This window comes from Streptomyces sp. NPDC048484 (genome assembly GCF_040651415.1).
In the GTDB taxonomy this organism is placed as follows: Bacteria; Actinomycetota; Actinomycetes; order Streptomycetales; family Streptomycetaceae; genus Streptomyces.
Genome location: NZ_JBEZJY010000035.1, coordinates 54499 through 71410 on the forward strand (window position 1 = coordinate 54499; position 16912 = coordinate 71410).

The window sequence follows — 16912 nt, forward strand, 5'->3', positions numbered from 1 at the left end:
GGCCCGTGGTGAACTGACCCCCGGCCCGCGCCGGGCGGCTCGCCGCATCCGCCCCGGCGCGCACCCGCATCAGGGGTGGGGAATACCGATCTTGTCCAAACGGCCCATGAGCGCCGGTTTGGCCCGGTGGGCCTCGCGCAGCGCGCTGGTTCGGCGGTGGTAGTCGGCCGACGCCTCGGGAGTACGGGCCGCTGCGTCCCGGAGGTCGGTGAGAAGGGCGACAGCCCGGTCGTAGGCGGCGGGTTTCTTCTGCCCGATCAGGTTGTCGATCTCTTCCCAGAGCGGCCCGGGGGCGGTGGCGACCTTGTCCAGGTGCGCGGCACGCTGCTCCTCGGCTGCCAGACGCCGCTCCCGCTGTGCCGCCGCACGGACCCGCCGTTCGCGTTCGATCCGTCCGGTGCGGTGCCGGTGAGCGGCGTCGAGCAGCTCGGCGGCGTTGCGGCGTGCATGGGCGGTGGTGTCGTCGGCGCGAGTGTGAGCGGCGCGGAACCGTCTCATCAGTTGTGGCCCCACATGAGCCGCTCCGCCGAGGGCGACCTCCACCAGCAGGGCCTCCTTCTGCGCGACGGGCAGGGCGGCGATGAACGCCGCCAGCGCCTTGCCCTGGTCGGCCGGGGTGGCAGCCGTGAGGGAGGCGGAGGCCTCGGCTGCGACGGCCAGCAGGTCTTCGTCCACCCGCAGAAAGTCGGCGAGCATCCGCTGAGGCCCTGTCAACTCACCAAGTCCGGCCGGCACCGGCGGCTCCACTGCGCGGACGTACTCCTCCTCGTCGTCCTCGGCCAGCTCCCACACCCGCAGGCCCGCCAGCCACGCCAGATACAGCGGCCGCAGGTCCCCGGCGGCGAGATCGACGCGCAGCTGCGCGAAGCCCCCCAGCGTCCAGGACTCCATGGCGTCCCAGTCCTCGTACTCCGCCCCGCCGTCCTCGGCGGCGTCCGGACAGAAGTCGACCAGGGTGAAGCCTCCCTTGGCATGGACGGTGAGGGACTCCTCCAACGCGTACGGTTCGACCGCCTTCCTGGCCAGGGCCGCGGTGGGCAGCCGCAGCAGCAGACGGCGCGAGCCCCAGTTCGCGAAGTAGAGGTGCGCGTCGTAGAACTGTTCCACCATCTTCGTGGTGTTCCCGTGGAAGTCCCCGAAGTGGTACTCGTTGACGAACCGTGTCGAGGTGATCTCCGCACGCGTCGACAGTGCCCGCACCTGCGCCTGCTCGTCCTGGGTCAGCGGCCGGTCGACGGCCAGGAACTCGTAGTACTGGTACTCGCTCACGCTCCCACACCTTACTCACGGTCATGAGGGCGAAGGCGAGGGCGGCTGCGCTGCGTGAGGCTTCAGCCACAGGTCCCCGAGGGATGAACGGGTCAGGGACAATGGCGGGGCGATGACGACTGACCCTTCCCGCGATCCTTCCCGCGAGGCACGCGCCGACCGCCCCGACTACACGCCGTTCGCGCACCTGACGGTGCCCAACGCCGATCTGTACCGGCTCGTCATGGGTGCGTTCCTGGCGGCCAAGGAACGGTTCGCTGTGCACCTGCGTCCCGAAGACGTGTACGCGGCGCTGCCCCCGCAGCGCCGACCGGCGGAGGCGGACTCCGTCGTCAAGGCCCTGGACTCCCTCGTCGAGTGGGGAAACCTACGGGCTGATCCGGACACCGCACGGGTCACAGCGGTCGAGGACTTCTACCGCAAGCGGTTCATCTACCAGCTCACGCGGGCGGGTGAGGCCGCCGAGGAAGCGCTGGCCGGGTACGACGAGGCGCTGGGGCGGCGCGGCGCGCTGCAGGCGGTGGCGCTGCACGACATCGTCACCCAGCTGCGCGCCCTGCTGGTGATCGCGGCCGAGGAGGAACCCGACGCGGCCAAGGCCCATCTGGCGCTGTCCTCCCTGACGAGCCGGTTCGAGGCACTCGCCGAGAACGCGCGGGCTTTCATGGGGTCGCTGCAGCGCACCATCGACCTGCACGGCGTCGAGGTCGAGGCGTTCCTCGCGTACAAGGACCAGCTGATCCGGTATCTGGAGCGGTTCATCCAGGATCTGATCACGCTGAGCGGCCGGATCGCTCTGTTGATCCGGGAGCTGGAGGGGCAGGGCCAGGTCCATGGGTTGCTGCGGCTGGCCGCGGTCCGGGAGGCGGCCGACGCGGCTCCGGACGTGGCCGAGAGCGCCGAGGCGCGGGCGTACGCGCGGTGGCTGGCGCGCTGGTCGGGGCTCGCGGCCTGGTTCGTGTCCGGGGACGAACGCGAGTCGCAGGCCCGTCTGCTGCGCGGTCGGGCACTGGGAGCGATTCCCCAACTGCTCGCAGTCGTACGCCAGTTGAACGAGCGCCGGGCCGGGCGCTCCGACCGGTCGGCGGACTTCCGTACGCTGGCCCGCTGGTTCGCCGAGGCGCCGGACGACGCCGCGCGGCACCGGCTGTGGCGTACCGCGTTCGGTCTGCATCCAGCCCGCCATCTCACCGTCGACGCCGACACCCTCGCCGAGCGGACCACCCGTCCGGTGCCGGCGTCCACACCATGGGCCGAGGCCGAGCCGCTGCGCATCAGTCCGCAACTGCGCCGCACCGGGAGCTACGAGCGGCGCGGCAAACCGCGCAAGGTCCAAGGCCGTTCCGAGGAACGCCGGCTGCTCGAAGAGATCGCCGCCAAGCAGACCACGGAGATCACCGCGGCCCGCGCCCGCCTGGAGACACCCGGGGTCACACGCCTGTCCGGCCTGGGTGAACTCGACCCGCTCGCCTTCCGGCTGTTCCTGCAGCTCCTCGGGGACGCCTTGGCCACCTGGCGGCCCGGCACCACCTCGACCACGGCGACCAGCAACGACGGCTCGATGGAGATCAGGCTCACCGCGCTCGCAGACGGCACCACGGCCGAAGTCCACACTCCCGGGGGCGTGTTCCACGGCCCCGACCACCTCATCGAGATCACCGACCTCACCCGCGAAGCCCCTGTACCTGAGGCCGACATACCGAAGGCCGACGCCCCACCGCAGGAGGACCGATGACGACACCCCTGGCCGAGGTGCTCGACGGCCGCCGCGCCGCGGACCTGCAAAAGGCCGCGCGAGCCCTGCTCAAGGAACCACTGCTGCTCGCGCACGGGTCGTACGCCGACGAGTTCCGCCTCGTACGCCAGCACGCCACCGAACTGCGTGACTGGTTCGACCGCAACACCGGCTGGTCCCTGCGGGTGGACGCGGAGGCGGCCCGGCTGCGCAAGACCCCGGGCACCCTCGCTGACGCCACGCATCCGGCGCGGGAGGTCACCGGCGCCCGTGCCCCCTTCACCCGCCGCCGCTATGTCCTGCTGTGCCTGGCGCTGGCGGCCCTGGAGCGCGGCGAGTCGCAGATCGCGCTCGGCCGCCTCGCCGAACAGGTGGTCCTGGACGCGGCCGATCCGCAACTGGTCGCGGCGGCGGTGCGGTTCACCCTGGAGCGGCGCGACGAGCGCCTCGATCTCGCGGCGGTGGTGCGGCTGCTGCTGCGCCTCGGGGTGCTGCGGCGGGTGGCCGGGGACGAGGAGGCGTACGTGAGCGGGAGCGGCGACGTCCTGTACGACGTGGAGCGCCGCGTCCTGGCGGGGCTGCTCGCCACCCGCAAGGGCCCCTCCACGGTCACCGCGCAGGACTTCGAGAGCCGGCTGGCCGAACTGGTAGCCGAGTCCGCCCTGGACAGTGACGACCTGCGGTTCAGGGCCATCCGCTGGATGCTGTACCGGCGCCTGCTCGACGATCCGGTGCTCTACTACGAGGAGTTGAGCGATGCCGAACTGGTCTATCTGACCCGGCAGCGCGGCTTCATCACCGCGCAGATCACCCAGCTGACCGGCCTGGTCGCCGAGGTGCGCGCCGAGGGCATCGCCATGGTCGACCCGCAGGACGACCTGACCGACGTCCGGATGCCGGAGCAGGGCACCCACGGGCACATCACCCTGCTGCTCGCCGAGCACATCGCGACTGCGGCCGGTCCGGTCACGGCCTCGGACCTGGAGCGGCGCGTACGCGAACTGGCCGCCGAACATGCCGGGTACTGGTCGAAGACCGCCAAGCAGCCGGGCGCGGAACCGCAGCTCGTGGAGCAGGCGCTGGCCAAGCTGACCGCGCTCGGCCTCCTCACCCGCACCACCGACCAGGTGGAGGCTCGCCCGGGTCTTGCCCGGTACGCGGTCGGTGAGACGGTCGTACTCGAACCGGGTGCCCGCACGGGCGCGAAGGCGCCACTGCCCGCTCAGCGAAAGGCGCGTACGCGTTGACCAGCCAGGCCGCCCCCACCACCGCAACCCTGTCCGCCGGTCTGCCCGTCCCCGCCCCCGGGCGGTGGCGCCCGCTGCGCATCGGTCTGGTCGACCTCTTCTACTACGACGTGGAGGAGTTCTGGTTCCGGGACGGCAGACTCCTGCTGCGAGGCAACAACGGCACCGGAAAGTCCAAGGTCCTGGCCCTGACCCTGCCGTTCCTGCTCGACGGCGACCTGTCCGCCCGCCGGGTCGAGCCCGACGCGGACCCGGGCAAGCGAATGGAGTGGAATCTCCTTCTCGGAGGGGAGCACCCGCACCCCGAGCGGCTCGGCTACACGTGGATCGAGTTCGGCCGTCTCGACGAGGAGAGCGGACAGGCTCACTTCCGTACCCTCGTCTGCGGCCTGAAGGCGGTCGCCGGGCGCGGCATCGCCCGCCACTGGTACGCCGTCACCGACCAGCGCGTCGGACCGGAACTGAGCCTCCTGGACGCGACCGGCACCGCGCTGTCCCGGGACCGGCTCGCGGAGGCGGTCGCCGGCCGCGGCATGGTGTACGACCAGGCGAAGGTCTACCGCAGGGCGGTCGACGAGGCACTGTTCGAGCTCGGCGAGCGGCGGTACGCGGCTCTGGTCGACCTGCTGATCCAGCTGCGCCAGCCCCAGCTGTCCAAGCGTCCCAGCGAGGCCGCCCTGTCGCGGGCCCTGACCGAGGCACTGCCCCCGATGGACCAGGCGGTGATCGCCGACGTGGCCGAGGCGTTCCGGTCTCTGGACGAGGAACAGGACGAGCTGCGGGCGGCCACCGAGGCGGAACGGGCCGCATCCGCCTTCCTGGACCACTACCGGCGCTACGCCCGCATCGCCACCCGCCGCCGGGCCCGGCTGCCGCGCCGGGAGCACGCCCGCTACGAGCAGTCGCACCGCGACCTCGCACAGGCCCAGGCGCAGCGCGAGCAGGCCGAGGCCGACCGTGAGGCGGCGGCCTCACGGGTCGCGGAGCTCAAGGAGGCGGCGACCCGGCTCAAGGCGCAGGACGCGGCACTGCGCGAAGGGCCCGAGATGCGCAGCGCGCGGGAGCTCGAACAGGCCGCGAAGGACGCCGGGCGCACGGCGGGCGACCTCACCCTCGCCGGGCAGGACCGGGAGCGGGCCGCGCACGCGCACACCAAGACCCTGGGAAGACTCCACTCGGCCCAGAACCGTCTGGCGAGCGCCGAGAAGCAGCTCGCGGACATCCTCGTACGGGAACGGGAGGCGGCCTCGGCCGCCCGGCTCGACGGGGTGGCGGACATCGAGGGCGGCCCGGAGGCCGCACTGCGGCGCACGGCGGCCCAGTCGGTGGAGCGCGGGCGGCGCGCCGTCGATCACCTGGAGCAGCTGGCCACGCGGGCCGAGGCGGCGGCGGCCGAACGGCGTGTGGCCCAGCGAGGCCTGGACGAGGCCGAAGCCGAGGCCGCCGGCGCCGCACAACGCCAGGCGCAGGCGGGTGAGGCGGCGGCCGCCGCCGGTCGGGCTCTGCTGGACTCCGTACGTGAACATCTCGACCACTGCACCGAGTTGGCGCTGCCCGACCCCGCGGGCCTGCTGGACGGTCTGCAGGACTGGGTGACCCATCTCGACGGCCCCTACCCGGCCCGTGCGTACGCGGCCGGGGCACATCGCGCACAGGACGCACGCCTGGCCGACCAGTGGGCCGCTCTCGGGCAGCGCCTGACCGGACTTGAGGCGCGGCGCACCGAGACCGAGCGGGAGCTGTCCGAACTGGAGGCGGGCGGTCAGCGAGGTCCCGCCGCGCCGTACACCCGGACCCCGGGCGTACGCGAACATTCCATCGGGGCACCGCTCTGGCGCCTCGTCGACTTCCACGAGCACCTCACCGACGCGCAACGAGCCGGTCTGGAGGCGGCGTTGGAGGCATCGGGTCTCCTGGACGCGTGGGTGCGCCCGGACGGCACAGCGACGCACGCCGACGAGTACGGGCACGACGTACTGCTCTCGTCGCAGACCCCGCTGCCGGGGGCCACCCTCGCCGACGCCCTGCGCCCCGCCGTCGACCACGGCGACGCGCGGGCGGCGGCCGTGGGCGAGGAGACGGTGCGCCGGCTGCTCGGGACCATCGGGCTCGGCGTGAACGGCGACACCTGGATGGATACGGAGGGTCGCTTCCGGGTCGGCGCACTGACCGGCAGCTGGTCCAAGCAGAGTGCCGCGTACGTCGGCGAGGGCGCCCGCGAGGAGGCCCGCCGGGCCCGCATCACCGCACTGCGCGACGAACTCGGCTCTCTCCAGGGCGAGTCGACGGCGCTGCGGGGGGAGCGCGAGACGGTGACGCGGCGCCGCGCCGCCCTGGACGGCGACCTGGCCGGCGTTCCCGACGATGTCGTGTTGCGCCAGGCGCACGAGCGGACGGCCGCCGCCGCGGACACGGCTCATCGGGCCCGGCAGCGTGTGGACGAGCGCGCCACCGAACTCACCGAGGCGGCCCGCACGCAGGCCGAGACCGAAACCGAACTCACCGACACGGCGGCCGCCGTTAACCTGCCCGCCGACCGGCCGGGGCTCGCCGGCGTGCGTGATGCCCTGCACGCGTACGACCTCGTCCTCGCGGACCTGTGGCCCGCCCTGCGCGAGCGGGCGGACGCTACCCGCTCGGCCGGCGAACTGCGCGGCGAGGCCGAAGAAGCCGACGCCCGGGTGGCCGAACTGGCGCTGCGCACCGAAAAGGCGGCGCATCTGGCTGCCGCCGCGGCCGAACGGCACACCACCCTGCGCTCCACCGTCGGCACCGCCGTCGCCGAACTGGAGCGGCGGCTGACCGAGACCGCCCGTGACCTGGCCGATCGCGAGCGCCGGACGCAAGCGGCGACCGAGGACCACAACCGGGCGAACGAGCGTGCCTACGAGGCCAAGGGCACCATCAACCAGCTGGAGAAGGACGTCGCCGAGAGGTCCACGGCCCGCACCGACGCCATCGCCGCCCTGCAGCGCTTCGCGTCGACCGGCCTGCTGGCCGTCGCCCTGCCCGAGGCAGACGTGCCCCCGCTGGACGACGGGCCGTGGTCGGCGACCCCGGCGATCGTCCTGGCTCGCGGCGCCGAGGCCGAACTGGCCTCCACCGACGACTCCGACAGCGCCTGGGAACGCGTACAGAAACAGCTGAGCGAGGAGCACAAGAAACTACAGGACTCGCTCTCCCGGCACGGACACACCGCCTCCCTGCGCCCCGCCGAGGACTGCATGGTCGTCGACATCGTCTACCAGGGCCGCGAGCGGGCCGTCCCGGAACTCGCCCAGGCGCTCGCCACCGAGGTCGAGGAACTGGCCCGCATCCTGTCCGCGCACGAACGCGAGATCCTGGAAACCCACCTGCTGACCGAAGTCGCCGGCACCCTGCAGGAACTGATCGCGACGGCCGAGCGCCAGGTACGGGACATGAACGCCGAACTGAAGGAACGCCCCACCTCCACCGGTATGAGACTGCGCCTGGTGTGGCGGGCCTCGCGCAAGGCTCCGGCGGGGCTGGCCCCGGCACGGGAGCGGTTGCGCCAGTCCGCCGACGCCTGGACCCCCGAGGACCGCGCGGCGGTCGGCGAATTCCTCCAGGAACAGATCGCCCGCCGCCAGAGCGAGGACGACACCGGCAGCTGGCTGGAACTGCTCACGGCCGCTCTGGACTACCGCGCCTGGCACGAGTTCGGCGTCGAACGTCATCAGCACGGCACATGGGTACCGGCCACCGGACCGGCCTCCGGCGGCGAGCGCGTCCTTGCCATGTCGGTCCCGCTGTTCGCCGCGGCCTCCTCGCACTACGCGAGCGCGTCCGCCGAGCACGCGCCACGACTGATCACCCTGGACGAGGCGTTCGCCGGTGTGGACGACGACTCCCGAGCCAAGTGCCTGGGTCTGCTGCACGCCTTCGACCTGGACGTCGTGATGACCAGCGAACGCGAATGGGCCTGCTATCCGCAGGTCCCCGGCATCGCCATCGCCCAGCTCTCCCGCGTCGACGAGATCCCCGCGGTCCTGGTCACCCGCTGGGAGTGGGACGGCACCCGGCGGAGCCGGGCCGCCGATCCGGAGAGCCTCGCGCCGACCGGCCCGGACGCCGTTCCCTCCGGCACCCCGGTATCCGGCACCGGCACCAACCTCGACTTCGGGCGGGACGCGCTGTGGCAGTGACCCCCGTGCCGGAGCACGACGGCCCCATCGACCACGACATCGACCACGGCATCGACCACGACCGGCTTCGGCGCCTGCTCGGCGACCCCGAACTCGGCTGGCTCGTCGAGCGGATCCGCCTCCGTATGGAACGCGAGAAGCCCCTCACCGGCCCCGTCTCCCTGTCCGCTCCCACCGACGCGCAACGGGCCGCGGCCGAACGCCTCCTGGGCCGCCCCCCACGCTCCGGACACTCGCTGACCGTGCGTCTGGAAGCGGTGGACACCGTGCTGCGGCGCTCCGCGATCAGCCCCGCGGGCCTGGCCACCGCCGTAACCGAGCTCACCGGCACGGTCACCCCGCTCAGCGAGACACGACGGCAGGAGACCCGTGCCTGGGACGCCGCCTACGCGCCACTCGACACCCTGAGCCGACAGCAGCCCGAGCTGGCCCGCTGGGCGGCACAGTTGCGCAAGGACGGTCTGGTACGCCGCCTCGCGCGCACCCCGGACGCCGCCCGCACCCTGCTCGCCGAAACGGCGCAGGCCCTCCGCGCACTCCCCGCGCACCCCCCGACGCCCCTGCCCGTCTTCGCGACCAGGACACTGGGCCGCGCCCACGCCCTCGACGACGGCACCCCGCACGCAACCCTCGTCCTGTCCGGCATCCGTGCCCTGACCGGCTGCCCCGACGGCACCGGTGCCGAGTGGAGACGTGCGGCCTGGGCCTCGGCCGGCGTCCTCAAGGACGCCCTCTCCTCCACCGTCCTCACCCTGAACCTGCGCGGCACTCCCGCCCTCGACCACCTGGCCGAGGAGGGAGAGCCCGCCGTGGTGACCCTGCGCCAACTCACCCTGCGGCCACCACGGACAGCGCCCGCCGCCGTGTACATCTGCGAGAACCCGGCCGTCCTGGCCACCGCCGCCGACACGTACGGCAGCGCCTGCCCGCCCCTGGTCTGCCTCCAGGGCCAGCCCTCCGCCGCCGCCCTCACCCTGCTCGGCCGGCTCCACGACAACGGATCCTCCCTCCACTACCACGGCGACTTCGACTGGGGCGGCCTGCGCATCGCCACCACGCTCCTCGACCGCGTCCCCTGGCAGCCCTGGCGCTACACCACCGTCGACTACCGCACCGCGGCCGCCAACACGCCCGCGACCGCACCCCTCGACGGCACCCCCACCACAGCACCATGGGACCCGGACCTGGCACCCGCCCTGACCGAACTCGGCGTGCGCGTAGAGGAGGAGACAGTCCTGGCCGACCTGCTGGCCGACCTCGCGCCCCGAGCCCCTGACGGGGAAGTCAGCCACTCGGCCGGGTAGCGTACCGGGCCCGCGCCGCAGAGGAGCGTGCGGGCGCGGGGAGTGGGGGGTGATGTTCGTGAACCCTCTGACACCGGACGCCATCCGCGGTAACAATGCGTACGTGAGTGATGACTGGAAGCGACAACTGGACCGGGCCGCGGCCGAACTCCTGCGCCGGGACGACCCGGTGGCCCTGGTCCGCGAGGTTGACGCACTCGACGCCTCAACCCGTTACCCCTATGTGTGGCCGCGCGGCCCGGTGTTCGGTGTGGCCGCGCTCGGCCCGGAACCCGATGCCCGCTGGCGGCTGGTGTCCGAGGCCACCGACGGCACCCCGCAAGAGGCCCGGGACGCCCTCAACTCGCTGTTGTGGTTCCAGGCGAAGGACGAGGCCGGCACCATCGCCGAGCGCCGCGAACTCCTCGCGGCCGTGCACCTCCTGGAGAGCGAGCGGATCGACGAACTCACCGTCCTCGGCACCCGCTACCGCGTCGTACGCGGTGACGAGTACGCACGCTGCGGCCTGACCGAGGGCCCGGAGCCGCCCCGCCCCACCGACCCCGAACCCGCCGACCGCTCCTGGCGCCACCAACCCGGCCGCGCCCGGCCCCTGCCCGACATCGGCCACCCCCTCGATGCCCTGATGGGCGATCCCGCGGCGTCTCCCGGCATCATGGCCGAAGGCAACCGCCAAGCCCTCCGGGGCTTCACCTACGAGGGCAAGCACGTCCCGCCCGCCATGCGTGCCGAATCCCGGCAGGCGGTCCGCGACCACCCTGAACTCGTCCTGCTCCCGGTCGGATTCGGCGTCATCAAGCGCACCGGGACCGGCTGGACCCCGACCAGCCGCCTCCAGCCGACCCCGCACGACGCTCGCCGCGTCCTCCACAGCGGCCTGTCCGGGATCTGGGCCGACATGTACGACCTGGACAGCGCGGCCCGCGACGCCTACGCACGCGCCGCCGAACACCTGGAATCCACACCGCACGTGAACGAGGTGACGGTCCAGGGCGACACCTACCGCATCTGCCGCGTCGAACGCATGCTGCGCACCGGCCCCGACGGCCCTGAGCCACCCCGCCCCTCCGATCCGGACACCACCGAGCCGATCCGGATCCGCCCGCTCCTGGACGAACACGGCGTCATCCAGCCCGAGCCCGAGCCCGACAGCATGAGCACGGGCGGCGGCGACGGGCCGGCCGGTGAACGGCCGCGCTGAGCCGACCGTCCGTGCGCGGCAACAACAACGGCGCGGATCGCGACATGCTGCCATCTCGGCATCACGGCATCACCCGGCCAGCATGGAGCAGTTGCCTTGCCATCAAGCAGCCATCGATGCCTCGCTGGGTGCGCTGACCTGGAACGGTATCCACAACCTTCATTCGGGACTACGCTGTTGAGTGAAACCCCAGCCCCCGGTATTGATGCTGTGTCCAGCTCCCGGTGAGGCTCACTGAGTTCGTTCTGATCCTGATCGTTCCCCTGTTCGGCCTCGGTTTCCTTCATCCGTTCTGGTCCCTGGCTGCCAGAACCGGGCGTGTTGGGAACGGGAGAACCCTCGGAACCGTGAACGCCGCAGGGTGACCGTGAAGTGGTTCGACAACCAGGAGGGTTGCGCGAACGCTACCGCCAGGCCGGATCCATTCAGCAAGGTGAGAGGTACGCCATGCAACGCACAACCGTGCTCCAGGAGGACTGGTGGAAGCTGCGGGCGGAGGCCACGTGGGGGAACCCGGCGACGGGAGAGGACATCGAGACTCTGCGCGCCCAGAACGATCAGCTGCGGCGGGCACTGGCCGGCCGCGCGGTCATCGACCAGGCCCGCGGCATGGTCATGGTCCTGACCCCCTGCACTCGCGGGGCGGCCAGAGGTCTGCTCGTGAAAGTCTCACGGCAGAGCGACACCAAGCTTCCCGAGGTGGCCGCGGCCATGGTTACCGCCTGGGAGGGCAAGCCGCTCCCGGACCGGATGCAGCGGGCGCTACGACGTACGCTGCGCAACTTTCACGCACAGAGCCAGTAGTGCAACACGCGGCGGCCGGACAGGTCTCCTCCAGGTAAGGAGAAGTCATGATTCACACAGCCGACGTCCGGGAATGGCGCGACCGCGATGTCATCGACGCCGAGTCACACAAGATCGGTGTCCTTGAAGCGGTCTATGTGGACACCACCACCGATGAGCCGGCCATGGCCACGGTACGGACCGGACTGCCCACCCGGCACCGTCTGGTCTTCGTACCCCTCGACGACGCGATCACCGGACCGGACTACCTCAAGGTCAGCTACGCCAAAGCATTGGTGACGCGGGCCCCTTCGATCGGCATGGACGACATCCTGCCCGCCGATCAGGAGGAAGCGATCTTCAAGCACTACGGGCTGGCCTACCAGTCCGGCACGGCCGGAGAACGGCAACTGGCACGCCGCTGACCGCCTTCAGACAGGATAGCTGCCAAGATCACCAGCAAGGGGCTCAAGCCGCTGAAGGGGTCCCACCGTTCCCTGGGCCTGGACAACGAGGATAGTCCGCGCTTCGGCACCTCGCCGGGTGAGGTCGAGTTCGCCCCGGACGGCCGAACTCTGACGGTCACCACCAAGGGCAACAACACCGTCGAGGAGTCGCCTTCCATGACCGAAGCCCCAGGACCTGACCTGGGGGTTTCTCATGGCACGGGTGGCGTTGGACGAACTCGCACTCTCGCATACGCGGCCAAGCAGCCAGCTGCTCACGCCCAGCGGTGCTGAGCGACACGGCGCCAGTTGCAGCCCCGGTCATGGGCCGCCGACGAGGCGAGGCACTGCAGGCGATCCAAGTCGTGTGCCGCCCCGCAGGTCGCCATACGCTTCAACTCCGTGCGCCGGCCAAGGCATGTGCACACGACGAACCCATACGCGAGCCGCCGACCCAGGCTTCAACAGGATGCCCGAGAGCCATACTTGACCATGCGGGGATCATCCTGTGACGACTTGATACGCGAGAGGCAGCAATCCGGTGAGCAGCAGCGGCAACCAGGGCGTGCGGAAGGCCGAGGTACGGCTCAAGTGGGACCCAAGTCCCTGGGACCAGCCACCCCACCATCTCGACATCATCGCCGCGACCTACTCGGCGGACGCCCCGTACGGGAGGCCGGTGTACATCGTCCACTTCGACAGCCGCTCACCGGACGGCACCATCAACATGAGCCGGCACAGCCAGACCGGTCAGGGCTTCGGCTACGTCGAAGTGATGACCCTGGAGCTCGATCGCCTCGCCCCCTCCTTCGCACGGGTGGTCGTGGGAGTGGCAATCCACCAGAACAGCGGCCCCAAAACCTTCGGTCACCTGTCGAACGCCGGAGTGCTCGTCGCCGAGGGCTACCAGGAACTCCTCAAGGACGACTTCGCGCAGGTCTCCGGATCCACCGCCACAACGGTCGCGGAATTCACCCGGGACGCCTCTACCGCATGGGAGTTTCACAAGATGGTCCGGGGATTCGACAGCGACCCCGAGGTCTTCACCGCGGAGATGGGCAGCACGGCGTAACCTGACCGGCCGGCAAAGCCAGAGGTATGACCGATCGCGGTCACCTCGCTCGACCCGGCCGAGGCCCCGAACGCCACGGCCCGCCAGGAGATCGAGAAGATCAACTTTGCGCTGGCGGCAGGCAACAACACCCTTCTCCACCTCGACGACATCCAGCACACCTCCCCCGAGCTGCTGCAGAAGTTCATCCCGCTGTGCGACGCGCCGCGCCGCATCGAGGGCGTACGGGACGGCGAGCCCCGCACCTACGACCTGCGGGGCAAGCGCTTCGCGGTCTGCATGGCCGGCACCCCCTACACCGGGTCCGGCAGCCGCTTCCACGTCCCGGACATGCTCGCCAACCGCGCCGACATCTGGAACCTCGGTGATGTCCTGACCGGCAAGGAGGACGCCTTCGCGGTCAGTTTCATCGAGAACGCCCTGACCGCGAACGCGGTCCTGGCTCCCCTCGCGGGCCGCGACCGCGCCGACGTCGACCTGCTGACCCGGCGGCCCTCACCACCGGAGCCGAGGCGAATCTGCTCAAGCTGGCCGAGCTCCGCGGCACCTGGGCACCGAACAGGCCGCACGCTGGGCCGAGTTGAAAGCCACGTACCTTCGCATGCAGGCCCTCGGCTGCACCGACGGCGGCCCTCCCCCAGCCTTCGGCCGGGGGACCCCCATCTCGCTGCGCTCGCCAAGGCTGTCGCCGCCCTCGGCCTGCTCGCCGACCGTGTCGCCGCCGTCGAGTCGGCCATCACCCGCGCCGCCGACCCCCGCCACCTCATGGCCGACCCCACAGCCCGCCACGCCGCGCACCCGGCCCCTGGTCCCGGGAATCGCTGAGATGATGCGCGCCCACCCCGGCACCGCCCGTCAAACTCGTGGTGCCACAGCCCGCCGGGCCCAGTTGTCGGGCACACGGCCCGGCCGGGCGCCGTCAGCGAGCTGGGTGTGACGGGAAGACATCGGGGGTGATCCGGTCGGCCTTGGCTGCGTCGGCGAGTGCCTCGGCAGCGGCTTCTGCGGCCTGAGCCGTGTCGTTGGCGGCCTGGGCAGCCATGTCGTCCGAGGGCCGCTCGCGGGTGGCCGGCGACTGGGGCAGCACCTCGGTGAAGGCTCGGGACACGTCCTGGAGTGCGGAGGTGATCTCGCTGGGGATCACCCAGAAGTTGTTGCCCGGGCCCTGCGCGAGTTGGGGCAGCGTCTGGAGGTACTGGTAGGCGAGCAGCTTGGGGTCGGGATCGTTGCGATGTATGGCCTGGAAGACCTCGTCGATGGCCCGGGACTGGCCCTCGGCCTGGAGGATGGCAGCGGTACGGTTGCCCTCCGCGCGCAGGACAGCTGCCTGCTTGTCGCCTTCGGCGGTGAGGATCTGCGATTGGCGTTGCCCCTCGGCCCCGAGAACCGCGGCCCGCTTGTCCCGCTCGGCTCGCATCTGCTTCTGCATCGCGTCCTTGATGGACTGCGGAGGGTCGATGGCCTTGATCTCCACCCGGTTGACCCTCAGCCCCCACTTACCGGTGGCCTCGTCCAGCACGCCACGGAGCTGGCTGTTGATGGTGTCCCGTGAGGTGAGGGTCATTTCAAGGTCCATGGATCCCACGACGTTGCGCAGCGTGGTGACGGTGAGCTGCTCGACCGCCTGAAGGAAATTCGCGATCTCGTAGAAAGCCGCTCGCGGGTCAGTGACCTGGAAATACAGAACGGTATCGATCTCGACAACCAGGTTGTCCTCGGTGATGACCGGCTGCGGTTTGAAGGACACAACCTGTTCCCGCAGGTCGATCACCGGATGAACGCGGTCAATGTATGGAATGACGAGACTGAGACCGGGATTCAATGTCCGCTGGAAGCGGCCGAGCCGCTCGACATTACGAGCGCGTGCTTGCGGGACGATACGGACCGCCCGCACCACGGTGAAAACCGCGATCAGCGCGACGATCAGGCCGGCAATCAAGAACGCCGAGGTTTCCATGGTTTCAGTCCCGGGGGTAGACGATCGCGGTGGCGCCACTGATCTCCATGACGTCGACAGTCGTTCCAGCAGGAATCACCAGCGTCTCGTCATAGGCGCGGGCCGTCCATTCCTCGCCGTCGATACGGACCCTGCCATCCCGGCCCGTCACCTCCGACACGACATAGGCAGCCCGGCCGACCAGCGCGTCTATGCCGAACCGCGCCACCTGGGGCCCGAGTACATGCCGCAGCGCAACGGGGCGCACGAATACCACGGTGACTGTCGCGACGACGGTGAACACCAAGAACTGGAAGGGCAGCGGCAGCCCAACCGCAGCAGACCCCGCCGTGACCAACGCAGCCGCACTCAGCAGTCCAAGCGCAGCGGTAAGAGTGACGATCTCCGCCACAGCCAGCACAGCTGCGATGAACAACCAGATCAGCCATGGATCCATTGTGTGCCTCTTCTGACCGGTGCGGGTGCGAAGGGCTTGACTCTCACCATTGGACCCCGCTGAGGGACAGCCGCGATACCCCTGGGAGAGGAAACCCTGCCGAGCGGGCCAAGGCGCTCTGGCATTGCGCACCCCGAACAACCAGTTCTCACCTTCAGGTCAATTTTACCCTTTACGGCAAAGTTCGCTCCGCGTTCACCGAGGCTTGCCCACAGGCTATGGACAGGCCCTCGCCCCGGTCTGCCTTGGTCGTACCCTCATCACGTGCCTGTGCCGAGGTCGAAGACGATTCGAGCCTTTACCTGACCGCGCAGGATTTCGTCGATGCACACGTTGACCGCCGCGAGCGGCCGGGTCTCGTAGATGACCTTCGTGCGGCCTGCAGCGTGCAACCGGAACACTTCGGCGAGGTCCTGCCGGGTACCGACGATGGAGCCGATCACCGAGGTGGCGTTGAGCACGGTGTCGAAAATGGGGAGCTGGAGGGTGCCGTGCGCGGGCAGGGCCACCATGACGAGCTTCCCGCCGCGCCTGAGGCCGGAGTTGACCGTCTGGAAGGCGGCCGGGTTCACGGCGAGGGCGAGGGCCGCGTGTGCTCCCCCGTGCCGCTTCAGCTCGGCGCCGACGTCCTGGGTGCGAGCGTCGATGACGATGTCGGCGCCGAGTTCCCGGGCGAGTGCCAGCTTGTCGTCGGTGATGTCGATGGCCGCGACGGTGGCTCCGGCGATCTTCGCGTACTGCACGGCCATGTGACCGAGTCCGCCGACTCCGGAGATGGCGACGAGCTGGGCGGGCCGGACGTTCGCGACCTTGAGGGCCTTGTACGTGGTGACGCCAGCGCAGGTCAGCGGGGCTGCGTCGAAGGCGCTCACGTCATCGGGCACCACCTGGGCGAAGTCGGCCCGGGCGAGCATCTTCTCGGCGTACCCGCCGTCGCAGCCGTAGCCGGTGTTGACCTGGCTCTCGCACAGCGTCTCCCAGCCGGACAGGCAGTGCTCGCACCGTCCGCACGCGCTGCCCAGCCATGGCACGGCCACCCGCTGTCCGACGGAGAGGTGGGTGACGCCGTCTCCGAGCTTCTCTACGAGACCGACGCCCTCGTGGCCCGGGACGAACGGCGGGGTCGGCTTCACGGGCCAGTCGCCGTGCGCGGCGTGGATGTCGGTGTGGCACAGCCCGGACGCCTCGACTCGGATGCGGACCTGACCGGGGCCGGGCTCGGGGTCGGGCCGCTCCTCGATGACCAGGGGGGCGCCGAACTTCCGTACGACTGCTGCCTTCATGGTGTTTCTCCTC

12 protein-coding genes and 1 pseudogene are annotated in these 16912 nt (G+C 70.7%); 9 read left to right on the forward strand and 4 right to left on the reverse strand.

From position 1 onward, the window contains the following. Positions 1 to 69: 69 nt before the first annotated feature. A complete protein-coding gene (locus tag AB0D14_RS30830) occupies positions 70 to 1269 on the reverse strand; it encodes a hypothetical protein (protein WP_362785709.1) in 1200 nt (399 codons plus the stop codon). Between the two features lie 112 nt (positions 1270 to 1381). Between AB0D14_RS30830 and AB0D14_RS30835 the strand changes: the two genes are divergently transcribed. From AB0D14_RS30835 to AB0D14_RS30875, 9 genes and pseudogenes are all read left to right on the forward strand, one after another. Then, positions 1382 to 3004 carry a TIGR02677 family protein gene (locus tag AB0D14_RS30835; RefSeq protein WP_362785712.1) on the forward strand — a complete coding sequence of 541 codons (1623 nt, stop codon included), beginning with the start codon at positions 1382 to 1384 and terminating at the stop codon, positions 3002 to 3004. After that, a complete protein-coding gene (locus AB0D14_RS30840) occupies positions 3001 to 4251 on the forward strand; it encodes a TIGR02678 family protein (protein WP_362785715.1) in 1251 nt (416 codons plus the stop codon). Before AB0D14_RS30835 ends, AB0D14_RS30840 begins: the two co-directional genes overlap by 4 nt. Beyond that, the gene (locus tag AB0D14_RS30845; protein ID WP_362785718.1) at positions 4248 to 8417 is read left to right on the forward strand and encodes a TIGR02680 family protein; all 4170 of its coding nucleotides are present in this window, start codon (positions 4248 to 4250) and stop codon (positions 8415 to 8417) included. The genes AB0D14_RS30840 and AB0D14_RS30845 overlap by 4 nt, the downstream gene beginning before the upstream one ends. Then, positions 8408 to 9721: a TIGR02679 family protein gene (locus AB0D14_RS30850; RefSeq protein ID WP_362785721.1), complete on the forward strand. Its 1314-nt coding sequence runs from the start codon at positions 8408 to 8410 to the stop codon at positions 9719 to 9721. The genes AB0D14_RS30845 and AB0D14_RS30850 overlap by 10 nt, the downstream gene beginning before the upstream one ends. A 103-nt stretch (positions 9722 to 9824) precedes the next feature. After that, on the forward strand, positions 9825 to 10922 hold the full coding sequence (locus AB0D14_RS30855; RefSeq protein ID WP_362785724.1) for a DUF5954 family protein: 1098 nt from the start codon (positions 9825 to 9827) through the stop codon (positions 10920 to 10922). Between the two features lie 447 nt (positions 10923 to 11369). Then, positions 11370 to 11726, forward strand: a complete 357-nt coding sequence (locus tag AB0D14_RS30860; protein ID WP_362785727.1) for an ANTAR domain-containing protein — start codon at positions 11370 to 11372, stop codon at positions 11724 to 11726. A 47-nt stretch (positions 11727 to 11773) separates the two neighbouring features. After that, a complete protein-coding gene (locus tag AB0D14_RS30865; RefSeq protein ID WP_362785730.1) occupies positions 11774 to 12130 on the forward strand; it encodes a PRC-barrel domain-containing protein in 357 nt (118 codons plus the stop codon). A 562-nt stretch (positions 12131 to 12692) separates the two neighbouring features. Next, a complete protein-coding gene (locus tag AB0D14_RS30870) occupies positions 12693 to 13223 on the forward strand; it encodes a TerD family protein (RefSeq protein WP_362785733.1) in 531 nt (176 codons plus the stop codon). Positions 13224 to 13259: 36 nt separating this feature from the next. Further along, positions 13260 to 14048, forward strand: a pseudogene (locus AB0D14_RS30875) (hypothetical protein); the annotation flags it as partial. Positions 14049 to 14142: 94 nt separating this feature from the next. Here the strand turns inward: AB0D14_RS30875 and AB0D14_RS30880 are convergent. The 3 genes from AB0D14_RS30880 to AB0D14_RS30890 all read right to left on the reverse strand — a co-directional run bounded on the left by AB0D14_RS30880 (position 14143) and on the right by AB0D14_RS30890 (position 16899). Next, positions 14143 to 15180 (reverse strand): SPFH domain-containing protein, encoded by a 1038-nt coding sequence (locus AB0D14_RS30880; RefSeq protein WP_362785736.1) that lies wholly within the window; start codon positions 15178 to 15180, stop codon positions 14143 to 14145. A gap of 4 nt (positions 15181 to 15184) precedes the next feature. Next, positions 15185 to 15616, reverse strand: coding sequence for an NfeD family protein (locus AB0D14_RS30885; protein ID WP_362785739.1), 432 nt, complete (start codon positions 15614 to 15616; stop codon positions 15185 to 15187). Between the two features lie 260 nt (positions 15617 to 15876). Then, on the reverse strand, positions 15877 to 16899 hold the full coding sequence (locus AB0D14_RS30890) for a zinc-dependent alcohol dehydrogenase (protein ID WP_362785741.1): 1023 nt from the start codon (positions 16897 to 16899) through the stop codon (positions 15877 to 15879). Positions 16900 to 16912: the final 13 nt, after the last annotated feature.